The following is a 22,807-nucleotide window of genomic DNA, read 5'->3' on the forward strand; positions in this document are numbered from 1 at the left end:
CCGATGACACCGACCGAGTCTCTGATAGCGCAACAGTACGGAGCGCCGCTGATTCCCTTGGACGCCGTTGCATCGATCCTCGGCAGGAGCCCGAACGCACTCCGTGTTCTGATGAATCAAGGCCGCGGTGATCAGATCTTGGCCAGCAAGCTACGAGCTTGTCGCGCTCAGCTCGGGCGCCGGGTGATGTTCCGCGTCACCGACATTGCCCGCCTGATCGACGAGGCCTAAGACGCACGATGAGCATCCGCCTCATGACCTTGGCGTGGGAACTGAAGATCCCGGCAACGCCGAAGATCGTGCTTCTGGCGCTCTGCGATTGGGCGAACGATGAAGGCATCTGCTTTCCGAGCGTCGCTCGTGTCGCCTCTCGAGCATCATTGTCTCCGCGCCAATGCAAGCGCGTGCTGCACCAACTAGCCGATGATCGGTGGATGGAGGTGGTCGGGAACCTAACCGGCGGCGCTTCCTCCAGGCGATACCAGATCAATGTCGAAGCCCTACGGACCGGTGACACCAGCGTCACCCGTGTCAAAACGTCACCGGTGGCAAAGGCGTCACCCCAGGGGATGACATCAGCGCCCCCCACCGGTGACGCTGATGTCACCCGAACCACCAGAGAACCATCACTTGAACCACCACTACCACCCACCCAGACTGACGAAGCCCTCGTAGTTCCCCAACAACTCTCGGAACGCGAGCGGGTTGTGGTTGTGGGTCTGCTTGATGGGCTGGACGTCAAAACCTGTCAGTCGCTGCTCGACGAGCTGGCAGGCCAGCTGGCCGCGAGCAAGATCAGAACCACCCCCTCCAACTTCATGCGGGTCCTGGTCGAACGCGCACGCGCCGGACGATTCACCCCTGCCTACGGACCAGCCATCGCTGCACGCCGAGATCGTGAAGAGGCAGAGCGTCAAGCCAGGATCAAGGAGCGCCAAGCAAGGCCAGCCCCGCCAGCCCCTGGACTCGTGCAAGCCAGGCTGAGCGAGATCACGGCACTGCTCAGCAGGCAGAGGGATACGCCGTGCTAGTCGTTCTCATCACTGCCGAAGTCCAGCATGCTGGACTTTTCAAGCCATGTTTGTGGGGAGTGCAGGATAGCCTTGGCGGTGCCAAGGCCCGGGATTTCTCCCGAATGTCCCACTCCCCACACGTCCAGCACCTGCACGGAGGCATGCCATGCCGCGTGTAGAGGCCAGCCTGGACCGCGCCACCAAGGACGCGTTTCATAATCTGGCGAGGCAGTCGGGCACGACCGAGGCGGCCCTCCTCCGGCGGGTTATCGCTGCCGTCGTGAAATCGAACCCGGTCACGCGCTCCGGCCAGGAGGTGGATGCCGACCGCTCGATGCGGCTCACGGTGCGGGTTACACCGGACATCTTCGAAGCAGTCACCAGGACGGCACACGATGCGGGAATGAGCCGACCAGGCGTCGTCCTCGGCACACTGCGGGCACGATTCCTCCAGGCACCAACGCTGCTCCCAGTGGAGGCGGAGGCCGTCGGACGCGCGGCCTACCAGCTCTCCATGGTCGGCACGAATCTCAACCAGCTCACCCGACTCGTCCACCAAGGAAGACTGGAAGCGCTAGCCGAGCGTGACCCGGTGCTCGCATCGGCCACATCAGCGGTCATCGCCTTGCGCGAAAGCATCCATGCGCTGATGGAAACGGCTACCACCCGCTGGGTCCCCGGGGAGAGCGGGAAGTGAGCCAGTCAATCGAAGTCTTGGACCGCCTCCTCCGCGGCCCCGTCCGGTGGCGGAAGGCACCTTCCGATCAGGGCACCAAACGGCGACGCCCCTCACTAGCCGAAGATCTACAAACCGTCGCCCGCGTGACCGCAAGGACGCCGGAGGTAATGGTGCGGATATCAGGCAAGGCCAAGGGCGCGAAGCACGTCGAAGAGCACCTGCGCTACATCACCCGTGACGGTGAGCTGTCCGCCGAGGACGAAAGCGGCCGACTTGTTACCGGCCGGCGGATGGTGAAGGAAACCGCAGCTGCCTGGATGGAAGGCAGCACACTCAACCGGCGCAACAACAGCCGGGACACGGTCAACGTCATCCTGTCGATGCCGCCCGGCACGGACAGGGAGAAGCTCCTGGCCGCCGCGCGCCAGTTCGGCAGGGAGACATTCGGTTCCGACCACTCTTATCTGCTCGTCCGCCACGACGACACCGACCATCCGCATTGCCACCTGACCGTACGCTCCCTCGCCTTCTCAGGCCGTCGCCTGAATCCAAAGCGCGATGACCTGCAGGCATGGCGCGTCGCCTTCGCGGCGGCCTGCCGCACCCACGGCATTGCCGCCGAGGCCACGCCCAGACGCGCTCGGGGTGCAGTGCGTAAAAGCAAGAGGCAGGCCGTGTTCCACGCCGACAACGCGAAGCGATCGACGGTGCAGAAGGCGAAGGTGCAGGAAGCTCTGATGGCCGTCATGCGCCCATCGGTTGCGCCGCTCGAACTAGACAGGGCGGCGCTGGAGCAGAACGCCCTCGTGCGAGCCGACTGGAATCAGCTTGCCGAAGAACTTTCTCGAGCATCCGCTGGCAAAGGCCAAGCACTTGCACACCAGATCCGCCGGTTCCTCGCCGAAATGCCTGCGGCGGAGACCGAACGAATGCAGCTACAGAAGCAGTTGCGTCGCCATCTCCAACAACAGAAGGAGCAAGAAGATGCGAAACCCGAAAGGACGCTTTGAAGACTTGGCCAGTCTCCAGACCGGCGAATCCGGCCGTGCAATGCGGATGTTCCTGATGGCCTACGAGTACGGGAGCACTACCGTCCCCCTAACCCGATGTGCCGAACTATTCGGCTACTCGCCTGATGAGGCAGCCAAGCGCGCCGCCCGTGCAGCATTACCTGTACCTGCGTTCCGATGCGGTAGCCAGAAATCCCCCTGGCTGGTCAACGTGGAAGACCTCGCCGACTACATAGAGAGCCAGCGACGCCAGGCACTCCAGGAGTGGCAGAAGGTCAACGGCATCACGCATCGCCTGTCCTGAAATCGCACCAAGGGCGAAGGGTCACGCCCGGCGATTAAGCCGAAGCTCGAGGCATCCCTCCATTGCGATCCGGCCGCATCCAGCCGGCAATTCACCGCACTAGGAGCAGACCAATGTCCACGGACAAGAACAAGGCGCCAGTCGTCATCTCGATCTCGCCTACCCGCATCGCTACTTCCTCGATCGAGCCGAACGGCTCCGACACGTGGCACAGCCGCTTCGTACGCCCCATCGTCTCGGCTACAGTCATGGCGGGCATCACCTGGGTAGCCAGCAGCACTGCTTCACTTGTCGACACGTCAGCCAGCTTCTGGATTGGCATCGCCGGCATGCTCGCCACCGGCATGATTCTGTACCGACAGTTGCTACGATCCGGTCTCGTTCCCAACCGTATCGTTGGCGGTGCCCTCGTACTCGTCACGACCCCGCTCCCGGTCGCTTTCTCGATCGCCCCGTTTCTTCAAGTCAGCCCAACGCTTCTTGCCGCGATCAGCGCCGGCATGGCGGTCGGATGGCTAGGGCATGCGCTTGGCCTGCTCAAGAAGGGAGACGTGCCGTGCACGACCGCCGCCTGATCCTTCTGATCCTGACAATGGCCTGCGTTGGCGGCTGCTCGATGCAAGACAGCCCAACCGCACGAGTCGAGAGCGAACCGATTGCCGACTGCTTGACGTTGACCGCACCTCAGAACCGCGAGTACCGGATCGCAGCAAAGCGGGAATGCCTCGCACAGCCCTCGCTCGATGCCCGTATGAAATCCAAGGGCTGTCTGGTGATCCAGGAGGTAGGCCGCTGCCTCGCGACGAAAGAGGCCCAAGCCAATGGATACGACTCCGCCCAAGTGAATGCCGAAGCAGCCGAAGCGCGTCGGCGCTGAAAGGAGACAGACCATGGAACCCGATGACCTTCAGATCGCAGGATTCTTGTTCGAGAACGTACAACCCGCCTTCCAGGCCTTCGTCACTGACGGAAGCACGACCATCATGGGCATCATCGCCACGCCCGCCGTGGTGCTGCTCACGATCTACGTGCTGTTCTGGGGAGTCTCGATGGCTTCGGGCCAAATCTCGGAACCGTTTACCGACGGCATGAAGCGCATCGTCCGCATGTGCATCATCGTTGGTTTCGCCCTGACTGCCGGCATCTACCAAGGCACCGTCGTCGACTTCTTCATGCAGGCGCCGATGGAGATTGCAAGCCAGGTCGCCATCCCCGGAAGCAATCCGATCGGGGACGACATCAACTCGATGTCGACCATGCTCGATCAGGCTGCGGCCAGCGGCTTCGATGTGGCCGCAAAGCCATGGCAGGAAGGCATCGTCATGCACTCGGCAGCCCTCACTGGCGTCAGTGGGGAAGGCCTGCTGTTCCAAGGCGTTGCGATTCTCCTCTGCACAATCGTCGTGCTTACAGTTGCGATCGCCGCTTGCCTGATCCTGGTCGCCTACTCAGCGCTGACGATACTCCTGGCTATCGGCCCGCTCTTCGTCTTGTTTGCGTTGCTGCCAGGAACCATGCGCTGGTTCGAATCGTGGCTCGGGCAAGTCGTGAACTATGCGATCGGCGTGCTGTTGATCGTGCTGGCCGCTTCGCTGATGTTCAAGGTACTCGACACGTTCTTCCAGCACATGGCCACGATGGGCACGGCCGAGATCCTGATGGCCTCGCTCAAGGCAATCGGCATGGCCGCCTTCGTTCTGGGCGTGATGTTTTCGATGCCGTCGATCGCCGCGGCACTTGGTGGCGGCGCAGCCGCGTCCGCCAGCGGATTTGGCGGCCGCCTAGCGTCACTTGGCTCAGGTGCCGGCAGGATGTTGGCCACTGGGCATTCCAAGCGAGCGATCACTTCCGGGAACAGCGCCGTCGGCAAGGCCATCGGCTCTACAGCCGCCAGCACTGCCAGAGCAGCCAACCACGTGGTTAAAAAGGGATTCGAGATGGCCAGGAAGAAGTCCCTAGCGGCCAACATCGTCAGAGCAGGCTGAGCTAAGTCCGAAGGATGTAGCGTGTTGTATGTTGTAGCGCAATACAACATACAACACGGCTTATACGGAGTCGCCAGCACCTGCCAAGGCTGACCATCGAACTGTGAAGGCTGGATACGAGATGGTCAATTCCGCCCCCGTAATAAAGATTCACGGCGAGAGAGAGTCTGTTGTCACACGCGCACCGGGAGTGGCAAGCGCGCCCTCGGTCTGATGGCAGCCAGAGAGGGATAGGCAGACAGCACTTCGTCGTACAGACGCGGATGCTGCTTCGCCCGAACAGTCACGACCAGTGCGTACGGGAGCTTCTGCGCATGCGTAGGGCTAACGCTGGAACCAGGCTCGCGTGCCATGTAGTGAATGTCGAAGACAGGCCTATCAAGGGAGCTAGCGCGCATGCTGACCCGCGCATGTCGTGTCGTATCCCATTTGAAGGCATCGTTGCGTAGATTCTGTTCGCTCTTACGTCCAACTCCCTCGAAGAACGATTTGGATGCCGGGAAGTCTTTATCCACGGGCTTGTACAGTGGCGGCGAAGGCTTCGGAAATTTCTTCTGGTGAGGCCGGAAGGTGATCCCCAAGCCCGCTCGCGTGTAGTCGCCCGGCGTGTGGGGATCCGTCTGGCATAGGTAGCAGAACGTGGAAGCGATCTCGACCATACCCTTCAGATCTCCGGGAGGAAGTGGTATTTCGGTGCGAATGACCTTGGATGGATCCAGTACACCTTGGTACAAAACCCGCACACTGCCTTCGGGACAGATCGTGATCTCGGACAAATCGTCAGGCACCATTCCCCAACCCACTTCGTCGCGCGGATGCTCCAGCGGATTAGCACTGTGGATGAGCAACGCGCGGATAGCTAAAGTGGAAATGCTCGTGCCGAAATGCGCCCTAACGCCGCTAGCGATACGCATCACCGCTGGCGTCGAAAAACTAGTTCCGTCTGCCTCGGCAATGCTTGGGCCGGGGAATACGAACCGGAAAGGGTTATTTCCGTAGCCGCCGAACTGCACCAGATCGGGTTTCACCAAACCTGGTGCTCGACCTGGACCTACACAGCTGTAAGGTGCCCGCACCCACGCGTCGCCGAAGGAGTCTGCTGCCCCCACGGCGAGTGCATTGACGCAATCACTGGGAACCTGGATGCGATTTAAGGGTGAAGGTTCTTCACCAGCGTTTCCAACAGCAATCGTTCCCAGCATCTGCCCTTGCTGGAAGTGATCGTCCAGCATAGTGGTCCATGCGGTGACGTCATCGCCCACTATCTCTTCGGGGCCAATGCTGAAACTGGCGAACTCGTAAGTAGACTGACTCAGAATCTTGTCCACGTACAACATCACGGAGTAAAGCTGGCGGTCGGTCGTCTGATCACCCAGCACTCGGAAATGATCGACTCCGCAATACGGCCGAGGCTGCAAACCTGACTGGACGTGCCCGAATAGTACTGCCGACGTAACCGCAGTGCCGTGTTCCACGAACTCGCCTACAGGCGCGCCAATCTTTTCGGTCGGCGGAGGTTCAATCCTTGTCGCCCACTGGCCAAAAGGGTGCCTTTCAGGCAGTCCTCCATCGAAGACCGCGACACGAAATGACGAGTCCACCGGCTCCTCCGGCGGAAGGATGAGGAGGGAACCAGTCGCCCGCACACGGATAAGCTTCGGTAACTCCAATGGGCGGAGCTTCGGCATCGGCCGGATCGCTCGAACGAAGCTGAACTGCGCCAACTTCTGGACTTGCTCGGCGTCGGCGACCGCGGGCATGAACCACAAACCGCGCGACTGGTAGTTTTGGCTAACGTCTAGCTTGACACCTGTCTTCTTTGCGAAGGCAATGAACTCATCTTCCCAGCTCGCATCCAAGTCCGCGTCATGGTGAAGCACAACCTCAAGCAACTCTGGCTTGCGTGAGATCTCGCCCAGCACGCGATTGCTGGCAGTCATTGCATCGATCGCCTCAATCTTCTGCAGCTCGCTTACCAAGTTCTCTTCGATCTCCGGCGCAGCCACCGTTTGGGCCAGATTCTTGAACGCCGCGCGCTTGCCCGCTAAGAACAGGACGGTCGAAGGCGTTCCAGACGCGCTGTCGCTGCCACGGCCTTTGTCCGGCTTGACCCGTACCGGTTTGCTGCCCATCAGACGCAAACCGAAGTGGGCGACAAGCTCACCAGGGTAGGCTGAGCGCGAGTAGTACTGCGGATTTAGCGTGAGCCGGGAGACAACGACATCATCTGGCCTAGCCTGCTTTGGAATTTCATCGAATATCTCTTGTTGCCGCGCAATCATCGGCAGCAATCTTGCTCGTTGCTCCGACCATTCGTAAGGCGTCGTTGGTTCGGAAAAGCCGGATCTGTATCGGCTGGGCCGATTGAGCGACTCGCCTCTACCAAGAAGAAATTTCGGTTCGTCAGTCATGGCTTACTCCTGCAATGCGGTTCTCAATGTTTCCCGTGCAACGCTGGCCACCTTGCTTGCTTCACGCTGCGAAAGCTTAGCGTTCTTAACCAACGACACCGCCAGCTTCTTCCGCTCCGAGATCTTCATCCTTTCGATCTTCGTTGCGATGAAACTCTCGAAAACTGATGCCTGCTCTCTTGGATCTCCTAGGAGCGCGGCACGTCTGAGTCGGTTGATGTCCCGCACGAAATCACTCTGGGACGTTCCTTCGCTCAGGACCGCCAGCGTCTTGATCCATCCAGCCGAAAGCGGGTCATTCTTTGGCGAAAGAAGTTGCCCGAGATTTGCAAGCTCACTTGCCTCGGGCAACGGGAAATCGATCGTGACATCGAATCGACGCCAAACCGCAGGATCGAGCAAAGACCGGTGGTTCGTCGCGGCCAGCAGTAGATTCTTCGGTGACCACAGATCAAGCTCTTGCAACAGCACGGTCACCAACCGCTTCAGCTCACCCACGTCAGCTTCATCGTCCCTCCGCTTTGCAACCGCATCAAGTTCGTCCAGGAACAAGACGCAAGGAGTGCGTTTGGCGAACTCGAACGCCTGCTTGATGTTGTTACCGGTCCGCCCTAGGTAGCTGCTGATGACGCTGGCTAGGTCTAGCACCAACAAAGGCAGCCTGAGTTCGCGTGCAATCATACGAGCCGCCAACGTTTTTCCGACGCCTGGCGGACCCGTGAACAACACTGCCTTGGCCGGCTCCAAGCCGAGATCGGCCAAGCGCTGCAATGACCGTCGCTCGGTAATCAAGGTGGTGAGTTCGCGCATCACCTCGGGAGCCTGCACTAAAGGGTGCGGCAGAATCGGCGGATCCTCGACACGCAGAAGATCCAAACGGGTTTCACCGTCACTCGGCACCGGCATCGACAGCCTTGGAGGCGGTTTGCTCAACCGGGTCGCGCGGGCAACAGAGGGATGACTACCACCCTCCTCGTGCCCGAATACCGCTGCCTGCAGTAGCTCGGCCAGCTCGTTGCCTTCGGCCCGAAGTGTTCGTATGAAGCGCAGCACCTGGATCCTCAGACGCTCCGCATCGCCTCTGGCGCCCAACCTTGAGACCTGGACCAATTCAGCCATCAATCTTTCATTTTGGGCCGACAACTCTGCAACTAACTGTTTTTCATCTATTTTTTTCATTGCAAAAGCGGCCTAATTGAACGACCAAATAGTCTCATATGGGCCAACGGAATGCAATCGTGCGCATACCCACCCCATCCGAAGGCAAGGCCCACTCTTCATAGTTCACTTGGCCAGCCAGGCGAGCACGGAGGCCTCTTGAGCGCGAGTCCAGATCTAAGACAGCAGACCGACCGAATCTGCGCACCGGTCTGATCAAGTCGCGCGGAGCACCGGACAAGCGAGGATCTCGGGCGTTCCAAAGCTTCGGGCCTGACTAGGCTCCCCGCGACCTGCATGTGCTAGAGGACATCCAGCGCGACATGCTTGCAACATCGCAAGCAGACCAGTCCGTAATTAGTTGATTTTTGGACTAGGTCAGCCGACTGCGGTCCAGTCCATCATCGGGGCGACGGACAGACGCAGGGAGGCGGCGTAACGATCGGAAGCAACGGTCATTGACGGTCGGCCGCGGCAGGCGGCCATTGGAATGCGAAGCAGGATCAAGAGCTTACACGGGCATCGATGAACCTGCGGCAGTGCGGCATGGCATGCCGGAGCGCCCTGTCTGCCGGAGGCGCTGGATGATCACCTGTTCGCTGCGCGATGTGATCGACCCGTATCGGTTGGCCGAATTCGAACATGACGCTCGCTTGCGGATTCGCTGGTGGCGCGCTTGGGCGGCCAGCATCACGGCTGCTTCCTGCCCTCGGAAGGGGCGAACACCATCGCCCTGGCGCTGTTTTCGTTTCCCTCGCTACAGAGTATGCGCGCTATCGGGAGGCATCGCTGCAGGATGCCCAGTGCCTGGCGGCGTTCGCCTGCGAAGCTAACGCGTTGCATCAATAGTGACGAATGCAGCTTCTTTCGTCCGGTGCTCGGATAGGCGCGTCGCGCGCCCGCGTCCCGGACCCAGGTGCAATTACGGGTTACGGACACCCACACGCTCTTCGGCGCTCAGCGGCTTGCCGAGGGCGTGGTAGGAGGCAGCCAGCACGATCAGCGAAGTCCCCATCACCGCGTAGAAGCTCCACGAGGTTGCCAGCACGTGCACCTGGCCGAACACCAGCGCGACGACGGCGGTTGCGGTGCACAGCACCATGGCCAGCAGCGACATCAGGAAAGGGATGGAGGGATCGATCTTCATGGTGGGGGTTCCAGGCTGCGATGGCTGAAGCATCGGCGTTCCCGGCCCGTTCTTGAACTGTTTTCTGCGCTTTTTTTCGGCCGATTCAACACAAGTCAGCGCACGCTCAGTTTTCTGTCAAAGCCTTGGCGCACAAGGCTTTGCGCGTCGGAAATTCCCTGACTTGCGAGCAGCGCAATCACCACTTCGCCAGAGTTCCAACGCAGGCGTGGCGGAAAACCGACAGTGCCAAAACAGGCGATGTTGCACTGCAAAATCCCTGCGCGCTTTGGGCTAGCGCTGGTGCCCAGACGATGCCGCCACGGCAGAACCTGTTGCTTGAGCGCGGCGGGCGGTCTGCCGATGCCGGCTGTCCACGCGTGATGCGTTGTCGCTTCGGCTCGATGCAGCCAGCTCCGGTGCGTTCCAGGCCCCATCAGAGGGAGCGACATCCAGTAAACGATCAATGACTGGTTACATGCGGCGCGGCGTTGCCTGCAACTTGCGCGGGCGAGCCAGCCCCGAGACACGCAGGCCTATGCGAAAGCCGCGGTGGTGCCGGGTCAGCGTGCCGGGGCGGTAGCGAACTCGCCGCGTTGCAGCTTGGTCACGTCGTTGCCCTGCCCGTCCTTGAGGCTGAGGTCCGCGCCCTTGGCGGCCAGATCCTTGAGCACGTCGGTGCGCTGGAACAGCGCGGCATACATGGCCGCAGTCTGGCCGGCGTTGTTGCGTTGGTCGGGCGCGCAATCGGCCTGCATCAGGCGCTTGGCGATCGCCAGCTCGCCCTTGAAGATGGCGCCCATCAGGGCGGTGTTGCCGCGCTTGTCCTGCGCGCAAGGGTCGGCACCGGCGCTAAGCAGCTGCTCCACCGCCGGGCGCTGGCCGTGGTAGGCAGCCAGGATCAACGCGGTGTAGCCCTTTTCGTCGCGGGTGTTGAGGTCGTAGTGCGAGCGGATGAATTCGGCCAGCATGTCCTGGCGGCCTTCGCGCGCGGCGTCGAAGAAATAGTCGCGCAGTTGCAGCTTGATCTGCTCGGGGCTGGCTACCGCGGTGCGTGCCGGCGCCGGCGTGGTCGTTGGCGAGGCAGCCATGGCTTGCGCGCAGACCGCGCTCAGCAGGATCAACATCAGAGTGCGCATATCGCTCTCCTGAAGAAGGACGGCACCGCGGTGGAGGCCGCGATGCCGTCGGGTGGATCAGTCCTGCAGGCTGGAGGCCAGCTGCTTGACGCGGGCCAGGTCGCCCTTGGCAACGCGGGTTACACCGGTGCCGTATTCCGGGTCGGCCTTGTACAGGAACGACAGCATCAGGTGCTTGCTTTCGGTGTCGGTGTTGGCCAGCGACTCGCCGAAGCTCTGCACCAGATCGGCGCGGTCCTTCTTGCTGTAGGAGCGATACAACTCGCCGGCCTGCTTGAAGTTCTGCTCGCGGGTGATCTTGGCCTGCTGGGTGGTGCCCGACAGCGGCAATTCGCTGTAGCGCGCCGCGGTGTCCTGCGGACGCGGCTCCAGGCGGCTCGGCTCGTAATTCACGCCGCTGGTGGTCTGGCCGATGTTGCCCTGGCCGTCCTGGTTGCCGTTGTTGACGGCCACACGCGGGCGGTTGACCGGCAGGCTCAGGCCATTGGCACCGATGCGATACAGCTGGGTGTCGGCGTAGGAGAAGATGCGGCCCTGCAACAGGCGATCTTCCGAAGGTTCGATGCCCGGCACCAGATTGGCCGGCGCCATCGCGACCTGCTCGGTCTCCTGGAAGAAGTTGTCGACGTTCTTGTTCAACACCATCTGGCCGACCTTCTGCTCCGGAACGTCCGGCCAGATCTTGGTCGCATCGAGCGGGTCGAAGTCGAACTTGGCCAGGTCCTCGGGCTTGAGCACCTGCACGTACAGGTCCCATTTCGGGTAATCGCCCTTCTTGATCGCGCCGACCAGGTCGTTGGTCAGGTGGCTGTAGTCCTTGGCCTGCACCGCGGCGACCTGCTTGGGATCGAGGTTCTTGATGCCCTGCAGCGTCTTCCAGTGGAACTTGACGTAATGCACTTCGCCCTGCGCGTTGACCAGCTTGTAGGCGTGCACGCCGTTGCCATCCATGAACCGGTAGCCGGCAGGCGTGCCTTCATTGGAGTACAACAGGGTCAGCGTGCGGGTGCTTTCTGGCACGTGCGAGAAGAAATCGAAGCGACGCGAGTCGTCGTCCAGATTGGTGCGCGGGTCCGGCTTGAACGCGTGGACCATGTCGGGGAACTTGATCGCATCGCGGATGAAGAAGGTGGGGAAGTTGTTGCCGACCAGATCCCAGTTGCCTTCGCTGGTATAGAACTTGGTCGCGAAGCCATGCGGGTCGCGCAGCGTTTCCGGCGAGTGATTGCCGTGCACCACCGATGAAAAGCGCACGAACACCGGGGTCTTTTCGCCGGCGCTGAACACCTTGGCCTTGGTCAGGTTGGACAGATCGGCGGTGGCGGTGAACTCGCCTTTGACGCCGGTGCCGCGCGCATGCACCACACGCTCGGGAATGCGCTCACGATCGAAACGCTGGAGTTTCTGGATCAGCTGCACGTCCTGCAGCAAGGTCGGGCCGGTGGCGCCCGCGGTCTGCGAGTTCTGGTTGTCGCCCACCTTGGCACCGTTGTCGCGGGTCAGAACGGATTGGGCAAGGACCGGCGGGGCGATCAGCGTGGGGGCTAGCAGGGCTAGCACCATGAGGTGTCCAGGGCGCATGGCGTCAGCTCGTTTGAGGAAGCTGAATCATCGCCAGCAGGCCGAAGCGTGAGAAGTCGTTAATTATGATCGCTTCGATAGGCGAACATGATGATGACCGCGTTGCGTGATATGCATCGCTTTCGGTGTGGCAGCGTGTTGCAGATAGCAGCGCTTTGCTGGGCTGCGCCCGCGTTGCGGGCGTTTGTATTGCATTACGAAACTGCCGACGGCGATGCACTGACGCTGCGATGCAAAATCACTGTGTCCGACCCATGAGGCCCGGCACTCCCAGCCCACGATCCAGTAACGCGATCCGGCACCGTAGTCATGTTACTACCCGCATGCGCCAAGGAGATCAGCGCCCGATCACCCGCTTGAACGGCGGCAAGGCGTCGATGATGCGCTTGCCGTAACGGCGTGTGAGCAGGCGCGAGTCGAGGATGATGACGCGGCCATGGTCGTTGGAGCTTCGGATCAACCGGCCGGCGAATTGGGTGAGCGTGCGTAGCGCGTGCGGGATGGCGATCAGGTTGAAGGCGTTGTGGCCGCGGCTTTCCAGCCACTCGCTCAAGGTCGAGGTCTGCGGGTCGGTGGGCACGGCGAACGGCACCTGGGTGATGACCACGGTGGTGCAGGCTTCGCCCGGCAGATCCAGGCCTTCGCCAAAGGAATTGAGCCCGAACAACACCGAGCCCTCGCCAGCGCCGATGCGGCGCAGGTGTTCGGTGATCAACTGCGACTTGTTGCCCTCGCCCTGCACCAGCACGCGGTTGCGCTGCGCCAGCGGCATCAGGTCGGCCACCTTTTCCATCTTCCAGCGCGAGGTGAACAGCACGATGCTGCCCTTGGCGTTCCAATCCAGTTCGCGCACCAGATACCTGGCCACTTCCTTGGGATGGCCTTCGCGATCGTCCGGGGTCACCGGGAAATTGGGCACGATCAATTCGGCCTGGTTGGGCAGGTCGAACGGCGAGGCCAGCGAGGCCATCTCGGCGTGATCGGGCAGACCGTTATCGATGGCGAAGGATTGAAAATCGCCGCCGCCGGTGAGCGTGGCCGAGGTCATCACCACCGAATCGACCTCGTTCCAGATCATCGTGCGCAACACCTGCGCGGCCGACACCGGCGAGCAGTGGCAGATCAGATCGCCATCGCGCGAGAGGGTGATCCAGCGTGCCATCGGCGGCTGGCCCTCCTTGTCCTCGCGCCGCCAGCCGCTCCACAGATTGTGTTGTTGCTCGGCCATTTCCAGCGCCAGCCCCAGGTTGCGCTGCAGGCGTTCGCGTGCGGCATCGTCCTGCTTGCCCTTGGCCACCGCGCTGTGCGCGGCGTGCACCCAGTTGAACAGCGCGCGGGTTTCTTCGCCCAGCTCCTCGATGGCCGGGCCCCACTGCGGCGGCAACTTGCCGTTGGCCGCACGCCACAACGGATCGCGCTCGCCGGGCTCGGGCTTCCACACGCGCTCGACTTCGGCATGGAAGGCCTTGAGCAACTTGGAAACGCGCGCGGCCACCTCGATGGCCTCGTTGGGCAGCAGGTTGCCGATCCTGTCCTTGTCCACTGCGCGATACGCCGCGGCGATGAGGATCTGCATGCGGCCGGTGCGCTTGGCCATGTCGTCCAGCGGCAAGTTGGCCGCGCCCTGGTCGATCGCCACGCCGGCGATGTGATGGCCCTCGTCGAGCACCAGCAGCATGTCCGCTGGCGGGGCGATCAGCGGCTGGCCGTTTTCGGCATCGCCCAGCGACAACGAGGACAGCAGCAAGGCGTGGTTGGTCACCACGATCTGCGCTTCGCGCACATCGGTACGCGCCTTGAGCACCGGGCATTGCGCGGCGTAGCTGCAGCGGCGTCCCGCGCAGCCGGAGGCCGGGGTGGTGATGCGCATGCGCAACGACACCGAGACCTGCTCGGGCGCATCGTCCAGGTCGCCGTTCCAGGTACGTGCGGCATAGGCCTTGGCCAGCCGCTTGGCCAGATCCGCATCGACCGGGCTCAGCGGGCGGTCGTACAGCGCCTGCTCGTCTTCGAACATGGCGTTCTGGCTGGTGTCGCCTTCCAGCTCGGCGGCGTTGCGCGTGCACAGGTAGCGGGTGCGGCCCTTGGCCAGCGCCACGGTGGCCTCCAGCCCGGTGGCCTTGAGGAAGGCCGGGATGTCGCGTTCCACCAGCTGCGATTGCAGCGCCACCGTGCCGGTGCTGATCACCAGCTTTTTTTTGGTAGCCAAGGCGATCGGCACGCCGGCAGTGAGGTAGCCCAGGCTCTTGCCGACGCCGGTGGGTGCCTCGGCGATGCCGATGCCGCCGGAGGTGGCCAGCGCACGCGAGACCAGGCCGATCATCTGGCTCTGCGCGCGGCGGGTGGCAAAACCGGGCGTATTGGCCTGCAGCTTGGCGTAGGCATCGCGGATGCCGGCCTTGATCGGGTCGGTCAGCACGCGCTGGGTGGGAACGGGCGCAGACGGCGCGGCCGGAGGGGCAAGATCACTCATCGCGCCATTTTCGCACGGACCGGCGCAGCGCCTGCGACCGCCGCGCCCCGCGGCTGAACGCAATGAGCGGGATCACCCGCGCGGGCCGGCATCCTTCGCCGGCCCCTGCAGGCTGCGCGCCAGCGTCCACACCAACAGGCCGATGCCCACCGCCTGCACCGCCGTCAGCACGACGCGGCTGATGCCCATCACCATGCCGATCTGGCGCACATTGCCCTGCTCCAGCAGCAGCATGGGGATGGCCTGGAACGCGCCTTCCGCCAGCACGCAACCCAGCAGCAGCCACAGCCCAACCAGCCCCGCCCGCCGCAGCGGGCCCTGCGGGGCGCGCCACAGCAGCACCAGGCCCAGCAGCACGGCGATCAGCATCGGTACCCGCGACAGCAGGCTGGTGATCACGCTGAGCAGGATGTCGGTGAGCGTCATGGCGGCCGGCTCAGTCGGCGCTGACCAGCACCGCCTCGCGGGCACGCAGCGCGGCATAGACCGGGTCGGTCTCCGGGCGCACGCCATGCCACAGCGCGAAGCTTTCGGCCGCCTGTTCCACCAGCATGCCCAGCCCGTCGATGGCGTAACGGCACTGCGCCGCGCGCGCCCAGGCCAGGAAGGCGATGGCGGTTTCGCCATAGTTGAGGTCGACCGCGGCGGTCAGGCTGTTGACCAGGCCCAGCGGCAATGCGAAGGCGCCGGCATCGCGGTCGCGCCCGGCCGCGGTGGCATTGACGATCAGCTCGAAGTCGCCCAGCTCGCGCAGGTCTTCGATGTAACGCGACATCACGCGCGCCGGTTCGCCCAGCGCATCGCACAAGGCGTCGGCGCGTTCGGGCGAGCGGTTCACCACCACCATTTCGGTGATGCCGGCCTCCAGCAGCGCCGGTGCCACGCCACGTGCAGCGCCACCGGCGCCGAGCAGCAGCATGCGGCGGCCGCGCAGATCCAGGCCGTGGCGCTCGGTGAGATCGCGCACCAGGCCGGCACCGTCGGTGTTGTCGCCCTGCCACTGGCCGTCGTTGCGCACCAGGGTATTGACCGCGCCGGCCAGGCGCGCGCGCGCGCTCAGGCTGCTGGACAGGGCACAGGCGGCCTCCTTCAACGGCAGGGTGACGTTGGCCCCCTTGCCACCTTCATCGGCGAAGCGCTGCAGCGCGGCGGCGAAGTCTTCCGGCGGCGCATCGATGGCGGTGTAGTCCAGCGCGATGCCGGTCTGCTTCCCGAAGTCGGCATGGATGGCCGGCGACAGCGAATGGGCAACGGGGTGACCGAACACGGCATAACGGGATACGGGCATGTAACGCTCTCTGGTTGACTAGACTGTGCGCAAGATGAGGCAGGAACACCGCATGCAAGTTCGATGGACGCTGCCCGCGCTGGCGGCGAGTTTACTCTTCGCGTCGTCTGCGTCGGGACTGGCCGAATTCGGTATCGAAGGCATGGGCGTGGTCTCCACGCCGGCCAACGAGGCGCGCGCCACGCTCAGCCCGGACGGGCAACGCATCGTCTGGGCCAGCGACCGCGCCGGTGGCGCCGGCGGCTGGGACCTGTGGCAGGCGCAGCTGCGCGGCGGGCGCTGGCAGGACCCGCAGCCGCTGGCGATCAACACCGCCCAGGACGAGAGCACGCCGGTGTTCAGTGCCGATGGGCGCTGGCTGCTGTTCGCCTCATCGCGGCCTGGCGGCGCCGGCGGCAGCGATCTGTACCGGGTGCCGGTGCACAGGGCCGCCTCGGTGCGGTGCAGTCGCTGGGCGCGGCGATCAACAGCGCGGGCAATGAGCGGGCCCCCACGCTGTCGCTGGACGGTACGCGCCTGCTGTTCGCCAGCGACGGGCATCGGGGCGCCGGCGGCATGGACCTGTTCGTGGCGCGCTGGGACGGGCAGGCCTTCACCGCCCCCATGCCCTTGGGCGAGATCAACACCGCTGCCGACGAATCCGATGCGGCCTGGCTTGCCGATGGCCGCGGCCTGGTGTGGGCGCGCGGCGCGGCCGGCGGCCCCAGCCAGCTGCTGCTGGCGGCCTGCAAAGGCGGCCACTACGGCGTGGGCCAGCCACTGCCGCTGTCGTTCAACGGGCCGCAGGAACGCACCTTCGGTGCGGTGGTGGATGCGGCCAAGCCGGGCGAGCTGCTGGTGACCGGCAGTGCGCGTGCACCGCGTGCCGGGCAGCTGGACATCTACCGGATGAAGGCGCCGACGGTGGATGCAGAGGCCGGCTGCCGCTGAGCCGAGCCTGCCCGCGGGCAGGTCGCGATGCCGCCAATTCCTGAAAGCGCCAACTCGCGCCATCGCTGCGCACCGCCGATCAGAAAGCTGTGATGCGACCGATAGCGCGACACACCTGCCAGAGCCGCGACCGCTGTCCGCGGCAACCGCTCGTATCAGTAGACATCGCGCCGGTAACGACCGGCGGCGGTCAGCGATTCCACCCGCGCCTGGCCCAGAACGTCGCGCAGCGTGGCGTCCACCGCACGCGCCATGCTGTCCAGGCTGCCGCAGACGTACAGCACCGCACCGCGATCGATCCAATGGCGCAACGCGTCGCCGGTCTCGTGCAGACGATGCTGTACATAGCGCTTGTGCGCCTGGTCGCGCGAGAACACCCGGTCCAGCTGTTGCAGATGGCCGCTGGCCTGCCAGGCCTGCAGCTCGTCGGCAAACAGCCGGTCGTGCGCGGCCTGGCGTTCACCAAACAGCAGCCAGTGCCCGTGCACGTCGGCCAGGTCGGCCTCGCGCAACAAGGCCCGCAGGCCCGCAATGCCGGTTCCGTTGCCGATCAACACCATCGGGGCGGTCTCCACCCGATGGAAGCCGGGATTGGTGCGCAGCCGCGCATGCACCGGCGCACCGATCGGTGCGTGATGGATCAGCCAGCCCGAGCCCAGCCCCGGGCGGCCATCGGCGCCAGTGGTCAACCGCACCACCGCCGTCGCCAGGCCATCGGCCGGCACGCTGGCCAGCGAATAGTCGCGGGTGGGCAACCAGTCGCAGCCATCCAGCCAGGCCTGCGGATCCGGGGGTGGCAGCGGGCCGGTGGCCGGCGCTTCGGGCAACACTCGCTCGGCGGCGGCGCGATGCAGCGGCAGCAGCTGCGCTTCCACGTGCACCGACGCCTCTGCTGGCAACCCCCACGCCGCCAGGCAGGAACGCACCTGCGCGTCGGCATGCGCGGACTGCACTTCCAGGATGTCGCCGGCCTGCCACTGCGCATCGGCCGGCGGCTGCAGGTCGATGCGCCAGATCGGCGCGCCGGCGCTGCCCGGATTCAGATGCGTGCGCGACGCCAGAACCCATTGCGTTCGCTGCGGCCGCGCCAGCGCTACCGCAGTCAGCGGCGTACCGGCGATCTGTTCCAGCTGCGCATGCCATTGCGCCAGCGCCTGCGGATCGGTGTTGTCCATTTCCACCGCCGGGAACAGGGCGCGTGCGCCCTGTGCCTGCACCCACTGTTCGATGCGCCGCGAAAACCCGCAGAACTGCGGGTACTGGCGGTCGCCCAGCGCCAGCACCGCATAGGCCAGCTGCGGCAGTGCAATGCGCTGGCGCAGCAGCTCGCGCTCGACGCCACGCGCCGCATCCGGCGGCTCGCCGTCACCGAAGGTGCTGATCACGAACAAGGCATGCCGGGTGGCCTGCAGTTGCTGCGCATCCACCTGACCGAGCGGGCGCACCTGCACCGGCAGGCCGGCCGCCTGCAGATGTCCGGCCGCCTGCCACGCCAGCCGTTCGGCAAAACCACTCTGGCTGGCGAAGGCGATCAGCCACGGCGCGGCCTGCGAGGCCGGCGGCGCGCTTTGCAGCACCACACGCACCGCACGCAACGCGCGTTTCTTGCGCCGCCGATCCAGATACAGCATCCAGCCGCTGACGAAGAACACCGACATGCCCAGGCTGGCCAGCATCACCACGATGCGCCCCGGCAGGCCGAAGAAACTGCCGGTGTGCAACGGAAACATGCTGACCATCCACTGCTGCCCACGCGCCAGTTGCGCGTAGTCACGGCGCGTCAGCAAGGCGCCGCTGGCGGGATCGATTTCCAGCGTGTCGAAGGCACGGTCGTGATCGGGATCCTCAGGCAGGAACCGCGCGATCAACGGTTGCCCTGCACGCGCGGGAATGCGCACATCCAATGCCGCGTGGCGGGTGGCGGGAATGCCGCCGAGGGTGCGCTGCACCCGCGCGACATCCACCGTGGCCTTGGCGTGCGAGCGCTGCTCGGCGTGCGGCGCCGGTTCGGCGCCCAGCAACGCCGCCATGCCATCGCGATACCAGGGATAGGACCAGGTCAGCCCGGTCAGGGCCACCAGCAAATAGACCAGCAGGCACCAGGTGCCGAACACCGCGTGCAGGCTCCACAGAAAGCTGCGCCCCTGCCGCCGCCATTCCACTGCCAGCCAGGTGCGCGGGCTCCACCAGCGCCGCGGCCAACGCAGGTACAAGCCCGAGGCACAGAAGAACAGCAGGATCAGCGCGCAGGCACCGGTGACCGCCTGGCCACGCTTGCCGGCAGCCAGATGCCGGTGCAGGTCTTCGATGAAGGCGAATGCGTCGCTGAGCCGTGGCGCCGCCACGCGCTGCCCGGTGTAGGGGTCGAAGTACACCCGTGCGCTGCCCTTGGCGGCCAGACGCGCGTTGGACGGCCGCATACCGGTGGGGTCGATCAGCATGCGCGTGACCGCCGGCCCCGTGCCGGGCGCTTGCTGCGCCAGGTCGAGCCGCTGCAGCAGCACGTCCACCGGCAATGCCTGCTCGCCGGCCGCATGCCGCTGCGCCAGCTGCGCGATGGCCGGATTGGCCAACCGCACGACCTCGTCCTCGAACGACATCAACGCGCCGGTCGCTCCCATCACCGACAGCACCAGGCCGGCAGTGATGCCAAGCAGCCAATGCAGTTGAAACAGCAGCGTTTTGATCAAGACGGGAAAGACTGAAGATGGCGTGACGGCATTGTAGATGAGAATGCGTCTCATGCGGTGCAGCGCACCAAACAGCGCGCTCGCCCCTGGCTGCAGGCACATCGCCAGCGGTTGCCTGGCGCAAATCTCGCGGCCTCAGCGAGTTGTCTGATGTCTCTTGGCACGTGGCTGCCTGGTCCTGGCAGCGTTGTTCGGCACTTCCGCAGCGCTGTGGCTACCCGCTGCCCCTGGCCGAAAGCGCTGAGGCAAACCTTTCCCATCGCCAAGGTCGTGCCGCAGGACCACATGCTCTACGGGCAATGGGCAATGGGCAATGGGCGCATCGCGCAGCGCAGGTGCACCAGCGGCGCGATGGCCGCAGGCCTTGACGCTCAGCGCGTTTCGCGCAACCAACGCGCCACTTGCGGGGCGAAATAGGTCAGCACGCCATCGGCACCGGCGCGCTTGAAGGCCATCAGCGCCTCGAGCACGCAACGGCGCTCATCCAGCCAGCCATTGGCCGCTGCCGCCTTGAGCATCGCGTACTCGCCGCTGACCTGATACGCGAAGGTCGGCACGCGGAATTCGTCCTTCACCCGGCGCACCACATCCAGATACGGCATGCCCGGCTTGACCATCACCATGTCCGCACCCTCTTCCAGATCCAGCGCGATCTCGCGCAGCGCCTCGTCGCCATTGGCCGGATCCATCTGATACGTGGTCTTGTCGGCCTTGCCCAGATTGCCGGCGCTGCCCACCGCATCGCGGAACGGGCCGTAGAACGCCGAGGCGTACTTGGCCGAATACGCCATGATGCGCACGTTGAGATGCGCGTCGGCATCGAGCGCGCGGCGGATCGCGCCGATACGGCCATCCATCATGTCCGAGGGCGAAATGATGTCCACGCCGGCCTGCGCATGCGACAGCGATTGCTTGACCAGCGCCTCGACAGTGATCTCGTTGAGCACGTAGCCCTTTTCGTCGATCAGCCCGTCCTGGCCGTGCGTGGTGTACGGGTCCAGCGCCACGTCGGTCATGACGCCCAGCTCGGGGAAGCGCGACTTGAGCGCACGCACCGCGCGCTGTGCCAGGCCGTCCGGATTCCAGGCTTCGGCCGCGTCCAGGCTCTTGCCGGCCGGGTCGATGACCGGGAACAGATCGATCACCGGGATGCCCAGCTCCAGCGCGCTTTCCGCCTCGCGCAGCAGCTCGTCCAGCGACAGGCGCTCCACGCCCGGCATCGATGCGATCGGCGCGCGGCCGGGTAGCTCATGCACGAACACCGGCCAGATCAGGTCATCGGTGGTCAGCGTGTTTTCGCGCATCAACCGACGCGAAAACGCGTCGTGGCGCATGCGGCGGGGGCGATAGTGTGGATGGGCCATGACAAGGCTCCTTTAGACAGCGCATCAGTTTACGCCCGCCATCCCATGCGGGACGCGCTGCGACGCAGTGTCGCAGCGCTGCAACGTCAGATCACCCCGCCACCCAGGCTCAGCCGGATCACCCCGACCACGATCACCAGGCCATTGAGCAGCAGGCCGGTCTTGGCCCGGCCGCGGTTACCGGCCGAGGTGAACAACAGCGCGACCGCGGCAATCAGCGCACCGACGGCCGCGAACGGAATCAGGAACCAATTGCCCCACCCCAGCAGCGGGATGAAGGCCAGCACCATCCACAGCAACGCCACGATGCCCCACAACAGACTGATCAATCCCACGTGCCACCCCGCCTCGACGAAAGCACGAGCTTAGCGGCGCGACCGTCCTCACGCCGTGGGCGGGTGGTCATCATGACCAATGGCGGCTTGGCGGCAGCCTCACACCGGCATGGCTAGGGTGCGTCAAAGTCCGGCGCGATTCAGTCCAGGCGCCGGATCATCGCCAGCACTACCCGGCTTTCATTACCCAAGGGGGCCACATGCACATGCAGTCACTGATCAGGAACGCCGCCATCGCTGTGGCCACCGCCGCCTTGCTGGCCGGCTGCGCCAGCAGCTCCAAGGTGATGCTGGGCCAGGCCCGCGCACCAATCGATCCGGCCCAGGTGCAGGTGTACTCGCACGCACCGGTCGGTTCGGTGGAGATCGCCCAGCTCGAATCCACCAGCGCCGCCGGCTTCGGCACCCAGGGCCAGACAGATGCGGCTGTGCAACGGCTCAAGCGCGAAGCGGCCAAGCTGGGTGCCAATGGCGTGGTGATCGTCGGCGTCGGCTCGGAGCGCTCCGGCGGCGGCCTCTCGGTCGGCGGTGGCAGCTACGGCGGCCGCGTCGGCGGCGGCCTGGGCATCGGCATCCCGACCACGCAAAAACGCGCAGCCGGCATGGCGATCTGGGTGCCCGCGGGTGCAGAGGTTCCTCAACCCATACAGCCATCATCGCCTCAGGTACGTTGAGCAAGCCTGGGGAGAAATGGATACCTTAGTTGCCCCACGTCTCACCGAGGGTTGCAGCCATCGCGTGTTGGATGCCTTGCCAAGGCTCTTTGGTAAGCTTGGTGGCCGGATAGTATCCTTTGCTTATGTTGCCTGACTGACTTGATCGGGTTTCCGCTCGAACGTGCAGATCCTTCATGACGAGGATCGGACCGAGCACACGGTGTCACTTCGCTAACAGAGGGAATCGTTATGAAACGCTGGATATGGATATTGGTTGGCGCTGTTGGTTTGCAAAACACCGCTTCAGCCTCGACACCGCACCAGAAACTGGTTTGTCGTATGGACGATCCTTTTCTATTCTGCACGAAGGGGTGCGACACGCCTGACTACAACTGGAAGCCTTTGGACCCGATTTCTGGTACCTGGACACCCGTTGCGCCCTACTGTCCATTCCCCACACCGACATCAACAAACTACTGTGAAGGCTGGACAATGACAGCAATCACTGCACTCCAGCAGTACCAGAGCATTTGTCCAGGTGCCTTGAAGCAGGGGCAGTGGAAAGGAACAAAACAGCCTGAAATGGTGCCATTCAAGCACTGAGCCAGCTGCGCATGCCACACGTGTTTCTGCACGTGTGGCTAACCCTGCGTTTTGGGTTGTGT

At 64.1% G+C, this 22,807-nt stretch carries 22 protein-coding genes and 2 pseudogenes; 11 read left to right on the forward strand and 13 right to left on the reverse strand.

All coding sequences use genetic code 11. The features are described from left to right. Window positions 1–239 precede the first annotated feature (239 nt). The 7 genes from HG421_RS17130 to HG421_RS17160 all read left to right on the forward strand — a co-directional run bounded on the left by HG421_RS17130 (window position 240) and on the right by HG421_RS17160 (window position 4,991). Window positions 240–1,031, forward strand: a complete 792-nt coding sequence (locus HG421_RS17130) for a helix-turn-helix domain-containing protein (RefSeq protein WP_169707403.1) — start codon at window positions 240–242, stop codon at window positions 1,029–1,031. Window positions 1,032–1,179: 148 nt separating this feature from the next. Next, window positions 1,180–1,710, forward strand: coding sequence for a hypothetical protein (locus tag HG421_RS17135; protein ID WP_169707404.1), 531 nt, complete (start codon window positions 1,180–1,182; stop codon window positions 1,708–1,710). After that, window positions 1,707–2,702 (forward strand): relaxase/mobilization nuclease domain-containing protein, encoded by a 996-nt coding sequence (locus HG421_RS17140; RefSeq protein WP_169707405.1) that lies wholly within the window; start codon window positions 1,707–1,709, stop codon window positions 2,700–2,702. Before HG421_RS17135 ends, HG421_RS17140 begins: the two co-directional genes overlap by 4 nt. After that, window positions 2,677–3,006, forward strand: a complete 330-nt coding sequence (locus tag HG421_RS17145) for a pyocin activator PrtN family protein (RefSeq protein WP_169707407.1) — start codon at window positions 2,677–2,679, stop codon at window positions 3,004–3,006. Before HG421_RS17140 ends, HG421_RS17145 begins: the two co-directional genes overlap by 26 nt. A gap of 113 nt (window positions 3,007–3,119) precedes the next feature. Then, window positions 3,120–3,581 carry a hypothetical protein gene (locus HG421_RS17150; RefSeq protein WP_169707408.1) on the forward strand — a complete coding sequence of 154 codons (462 nt, stop codon included), beginning with the start codon at window positions 3,120–3,122 and terminating at the stop codon, window positions 3,579–3,581. Then, the gene (locus tag HG421_RS17155; protein WP_169707410.1) at window positions 3,563–3,883 is read left to right on the forward strand and encodes a hypothetical protein; all 321 of its coding nucleotides are present in this window, start codon (window positions 3,563–3,565) and stop codon (window positions 3,881–3,883) included. Before HG421_RS17150 ends, HG421_RS17155 begins: the two co-directional genes overlap by 19 nt. Window positions 3,884–3,896: 13 nt before the next feature. Next, entirely contained in the window at window positions 3,897–4,991 is a 1,095-nt protein-coding gene (locus tag HG421_RS17160; protein ID WP_169707411.1) for a type IV secretion system protein, read from the forward strand. A 173-nt stretch (window positions 4,992–5,164) separates the two neighbouring features. Here HG421_RS17160 and HG421_RS17165 read toward each other — a convergent pair whose 3' ends face one another. The 3 genes and pseudogenes from HG421_RS17165 to HG421_RS21630 all read right to left on the reverse strand — a co-directional run. After that, entirely contained in the window at window positions 5,165–7,402 is a 2,238-nt protein-coding gene (locus HG421_RS17165; RefSeq protein WP_169707413.1) for a S8 family peptidase, read from the reverse strand. 3 nt (window positions 7,403–7,405) lie between these two features. Next, a complete protein-coding gene (locus tag HG421_RS17170) occupies window positions 7,406–8,581 on the reverse strand; it encodes an AAA family ATPase (protein ID WP_169707415.1) in 1,176 nt (391 codons plus the stop codon). A gap of 369 nt (window positions 8,582–8,950) precedes the next feature. Further along, window positions 8,951–9,061, reverse strand: a pseudogene (locus HG421_RS21630) (tRNA dihydrouridine(20/20a) synthase DusA); the annotation flags it as partial. 166 nt (window positions 9,062–9,227) lie between these two features. Here HG421_RS21630 and HG421_RS17175 point away from each other — a divergent pair. Then, window positions 9,228–9,446: an NIPSNAP family protein gene (locus HG421_RS17175; RefSeq protein WP_211161741.1), complete on the forward strand. Its 219-nt coding sequence runs from the start codon at window positions 9,228–9,230 to the stop codon at window positions 9,444–9,446. Between the two features lie 36 nt (window positions 9,447–9,482). Here the strand turns inward: HG421_RS17175 and HG421_RS17180 are convergent, their stop codons facing one another. The 7 genes from HG421_RS17180 to aroE form a co-directional block, all read right to left on the reverse strand. Then, window positions 9,483–9,707 carry a hypothetical protein gene (locus tag HG421_RS17180; protein WP_169707417.1) on the reverse strand — a complete coding sequence of 75 codons (225 nt, stop codon included), beginning with the start codon at window positions 9,705–9,707 and terminating at the stop codon, window positions 9,483–9,485. A gap of 95 nt (window positions 9,708–9,802) precedes the next feature. Continuing rightward, window positions 9,803–10,138, reverse strand: coding sequence for a hypothetical protein (locus HG421_RS17185; RefSeq protein WP_169707418.1), 336 nt, complete (start codon window positions 10,136–10,138; stop codon window positions 9,803–9,805). Between the two features lie 111 nt (window positions 10,139–10,249). Beyond that, window positions 10,250–10,825 (reverse strand): ankyrin repeat domain-containing protein, encoded by a 576-nt coding sequence (locus HG421_RS17190; RefSeq protein WP_169707419.1) that lies wholly within the window; start codon window positions 10,823–10,825, stop codon window positions 10,250–10,252. Between the two features lie 57 nt (window positions 10,826–10,882). Beyond that, window positions 10,883–12,388 carry a catalase KatB gene (gene katB / locus HG421_RS17195; RefSeq protein ID WP_211161742.1) on the reverse strand — a complete coding sequence of 502 codons (1,506 nt, stop codon included), beginning with the start codon at window positions 12,386–12,388 and terminating at the stop codon, window positions 10,883–10,885. 355 nt (window positions 12,389–12,743) lie between these two features. After that, complete coding sequence (gene dinG / locus HG421_RS17200) at window positions 12,744–14,879, reverse strand: ATP-dependent DNA helicase DinG (RefSeq protein ID WP_169707421.1); 2,136 nt, start codon at window positions 14,877–14,879, stop codon at window positions 12,744–12,746. 72 nt (window positions 14,880–14,951) lie between these two features. Next, window positions 14,952–15,305 (reverse strand): hypothetical protein, encoded by a 354-nt coding sequence (locus tag HG421_RS17205; RefSeq protein WP_169707422.1) that lies wholly within the window; start codon window positions 15,303–15,305, stop codon window positions 14,952–14,954. Between the two features lie 10 nt (window positions 15,306–15,315). Then, window positions 15,316–16,167 carry a shikimate dehydrogenase gene (aroE, locus tag HG421_RS17210; RefSeq protein ID WP_169707423.1) on the reverse strand — a complete coding sequence of 284 codons (852 nt, stop codon included), beginning with the start codon at window positions 16,165–16,167 and terminating at the stop codon, window positions 15,316–15,318. A gap of 52 nt (window positions 16,168–16,219) precedes the next feature. Between aroE and HG421_RS17215 the strand changes: the two are divergent. After that, window positions 16,220–17,097: pseudogene (locus HG421_RS17215) on the forward strand (TolB family protein). Between the two features lie 155 nt (window positions 17,098–17,252). Here the strand turns inward: HG421_RS17215 and HG421_RS17220 are convergent. The 3 genes from HG421_RS17220 to HG421_RS17230 form a co-directional block, all read right to left on the reverse strand. Then, window positions 17,253–19,787: a PepSY domain-containing protein gene (locus HG421_RS17220; RefSeq protein ID WP_169707424.1), complete on the reverse strand. Its 2,535-nt coding sequence runs from the start codon at window positions 19,785–19,787 to the stop codon at window positions 17,253–17,255. Between the two features lie 371 nt (window positions 19,788–20,158). Continuing rightward, window positions 20,159–21,151: a porphobilinogen synthase gene (hemB, locus tag HG421_RS17225; RefSeq protein WP_169707425.1), complete on the reverse strand. Its 993-nt coding sequence runs from the start codon at window positions 21,149–21,151 to the stop codon at window positions 20,159–20,161. An 86-nt stretch (window positions 21,152–21,237) separates the two neighbouring features. After that, entirely contained in the window at window positions 21,238–21,480 is a 243-nt protein-coding gene (locus tag HG421_RS17230) for a hypothetical protein (protein ID WP_206514806.1), read from the reverse strand. Window positions 21,481–21,686: 206 nt separating this feature from the next. On the opposite strand from HG421_RS17230, the gene HG421_RS17235 reads away from it, so the two are divergent. Together HG421_RS17235 and HG421_RS17240 are read left to right on the forward strand one after the other, a co-directional pair. Beyond that, window positions 21,687–22,160: a hypothetical protein gene (locus HG421_RS17235; protein ID WP_169707426.1), complete on the forward strand. Its 474-nt coding sequence runs from the start codon at window positions 21,687–21,689 to the stop codon at window positions 22,158–22,160. Window positions 22,161–22,391: 231 nt separating this feature from the next. Then, a complete protein-coding gene (locus HG421_RS17240; RefSeq protein WP_169707427.1) occupies window positions 22,392–22,745 on the forward strand; it encodes a hypothetical protein in 354 nt (117 codons plus the stop codon). Window positions 22,746–22,807 lie beyond the last annotated feature (62 nt).

This window comes from Xanthomonas campestris pv. badrii (assembly GCF_012848175.1).
GTDB classification, from domain to species: Bacteria; Pseudomonadota; Gammaproteobacteria; order Xanthomonadales; family Xanthomonadaceae; genus Xanthomonas; species Xanthomonas campestris_C.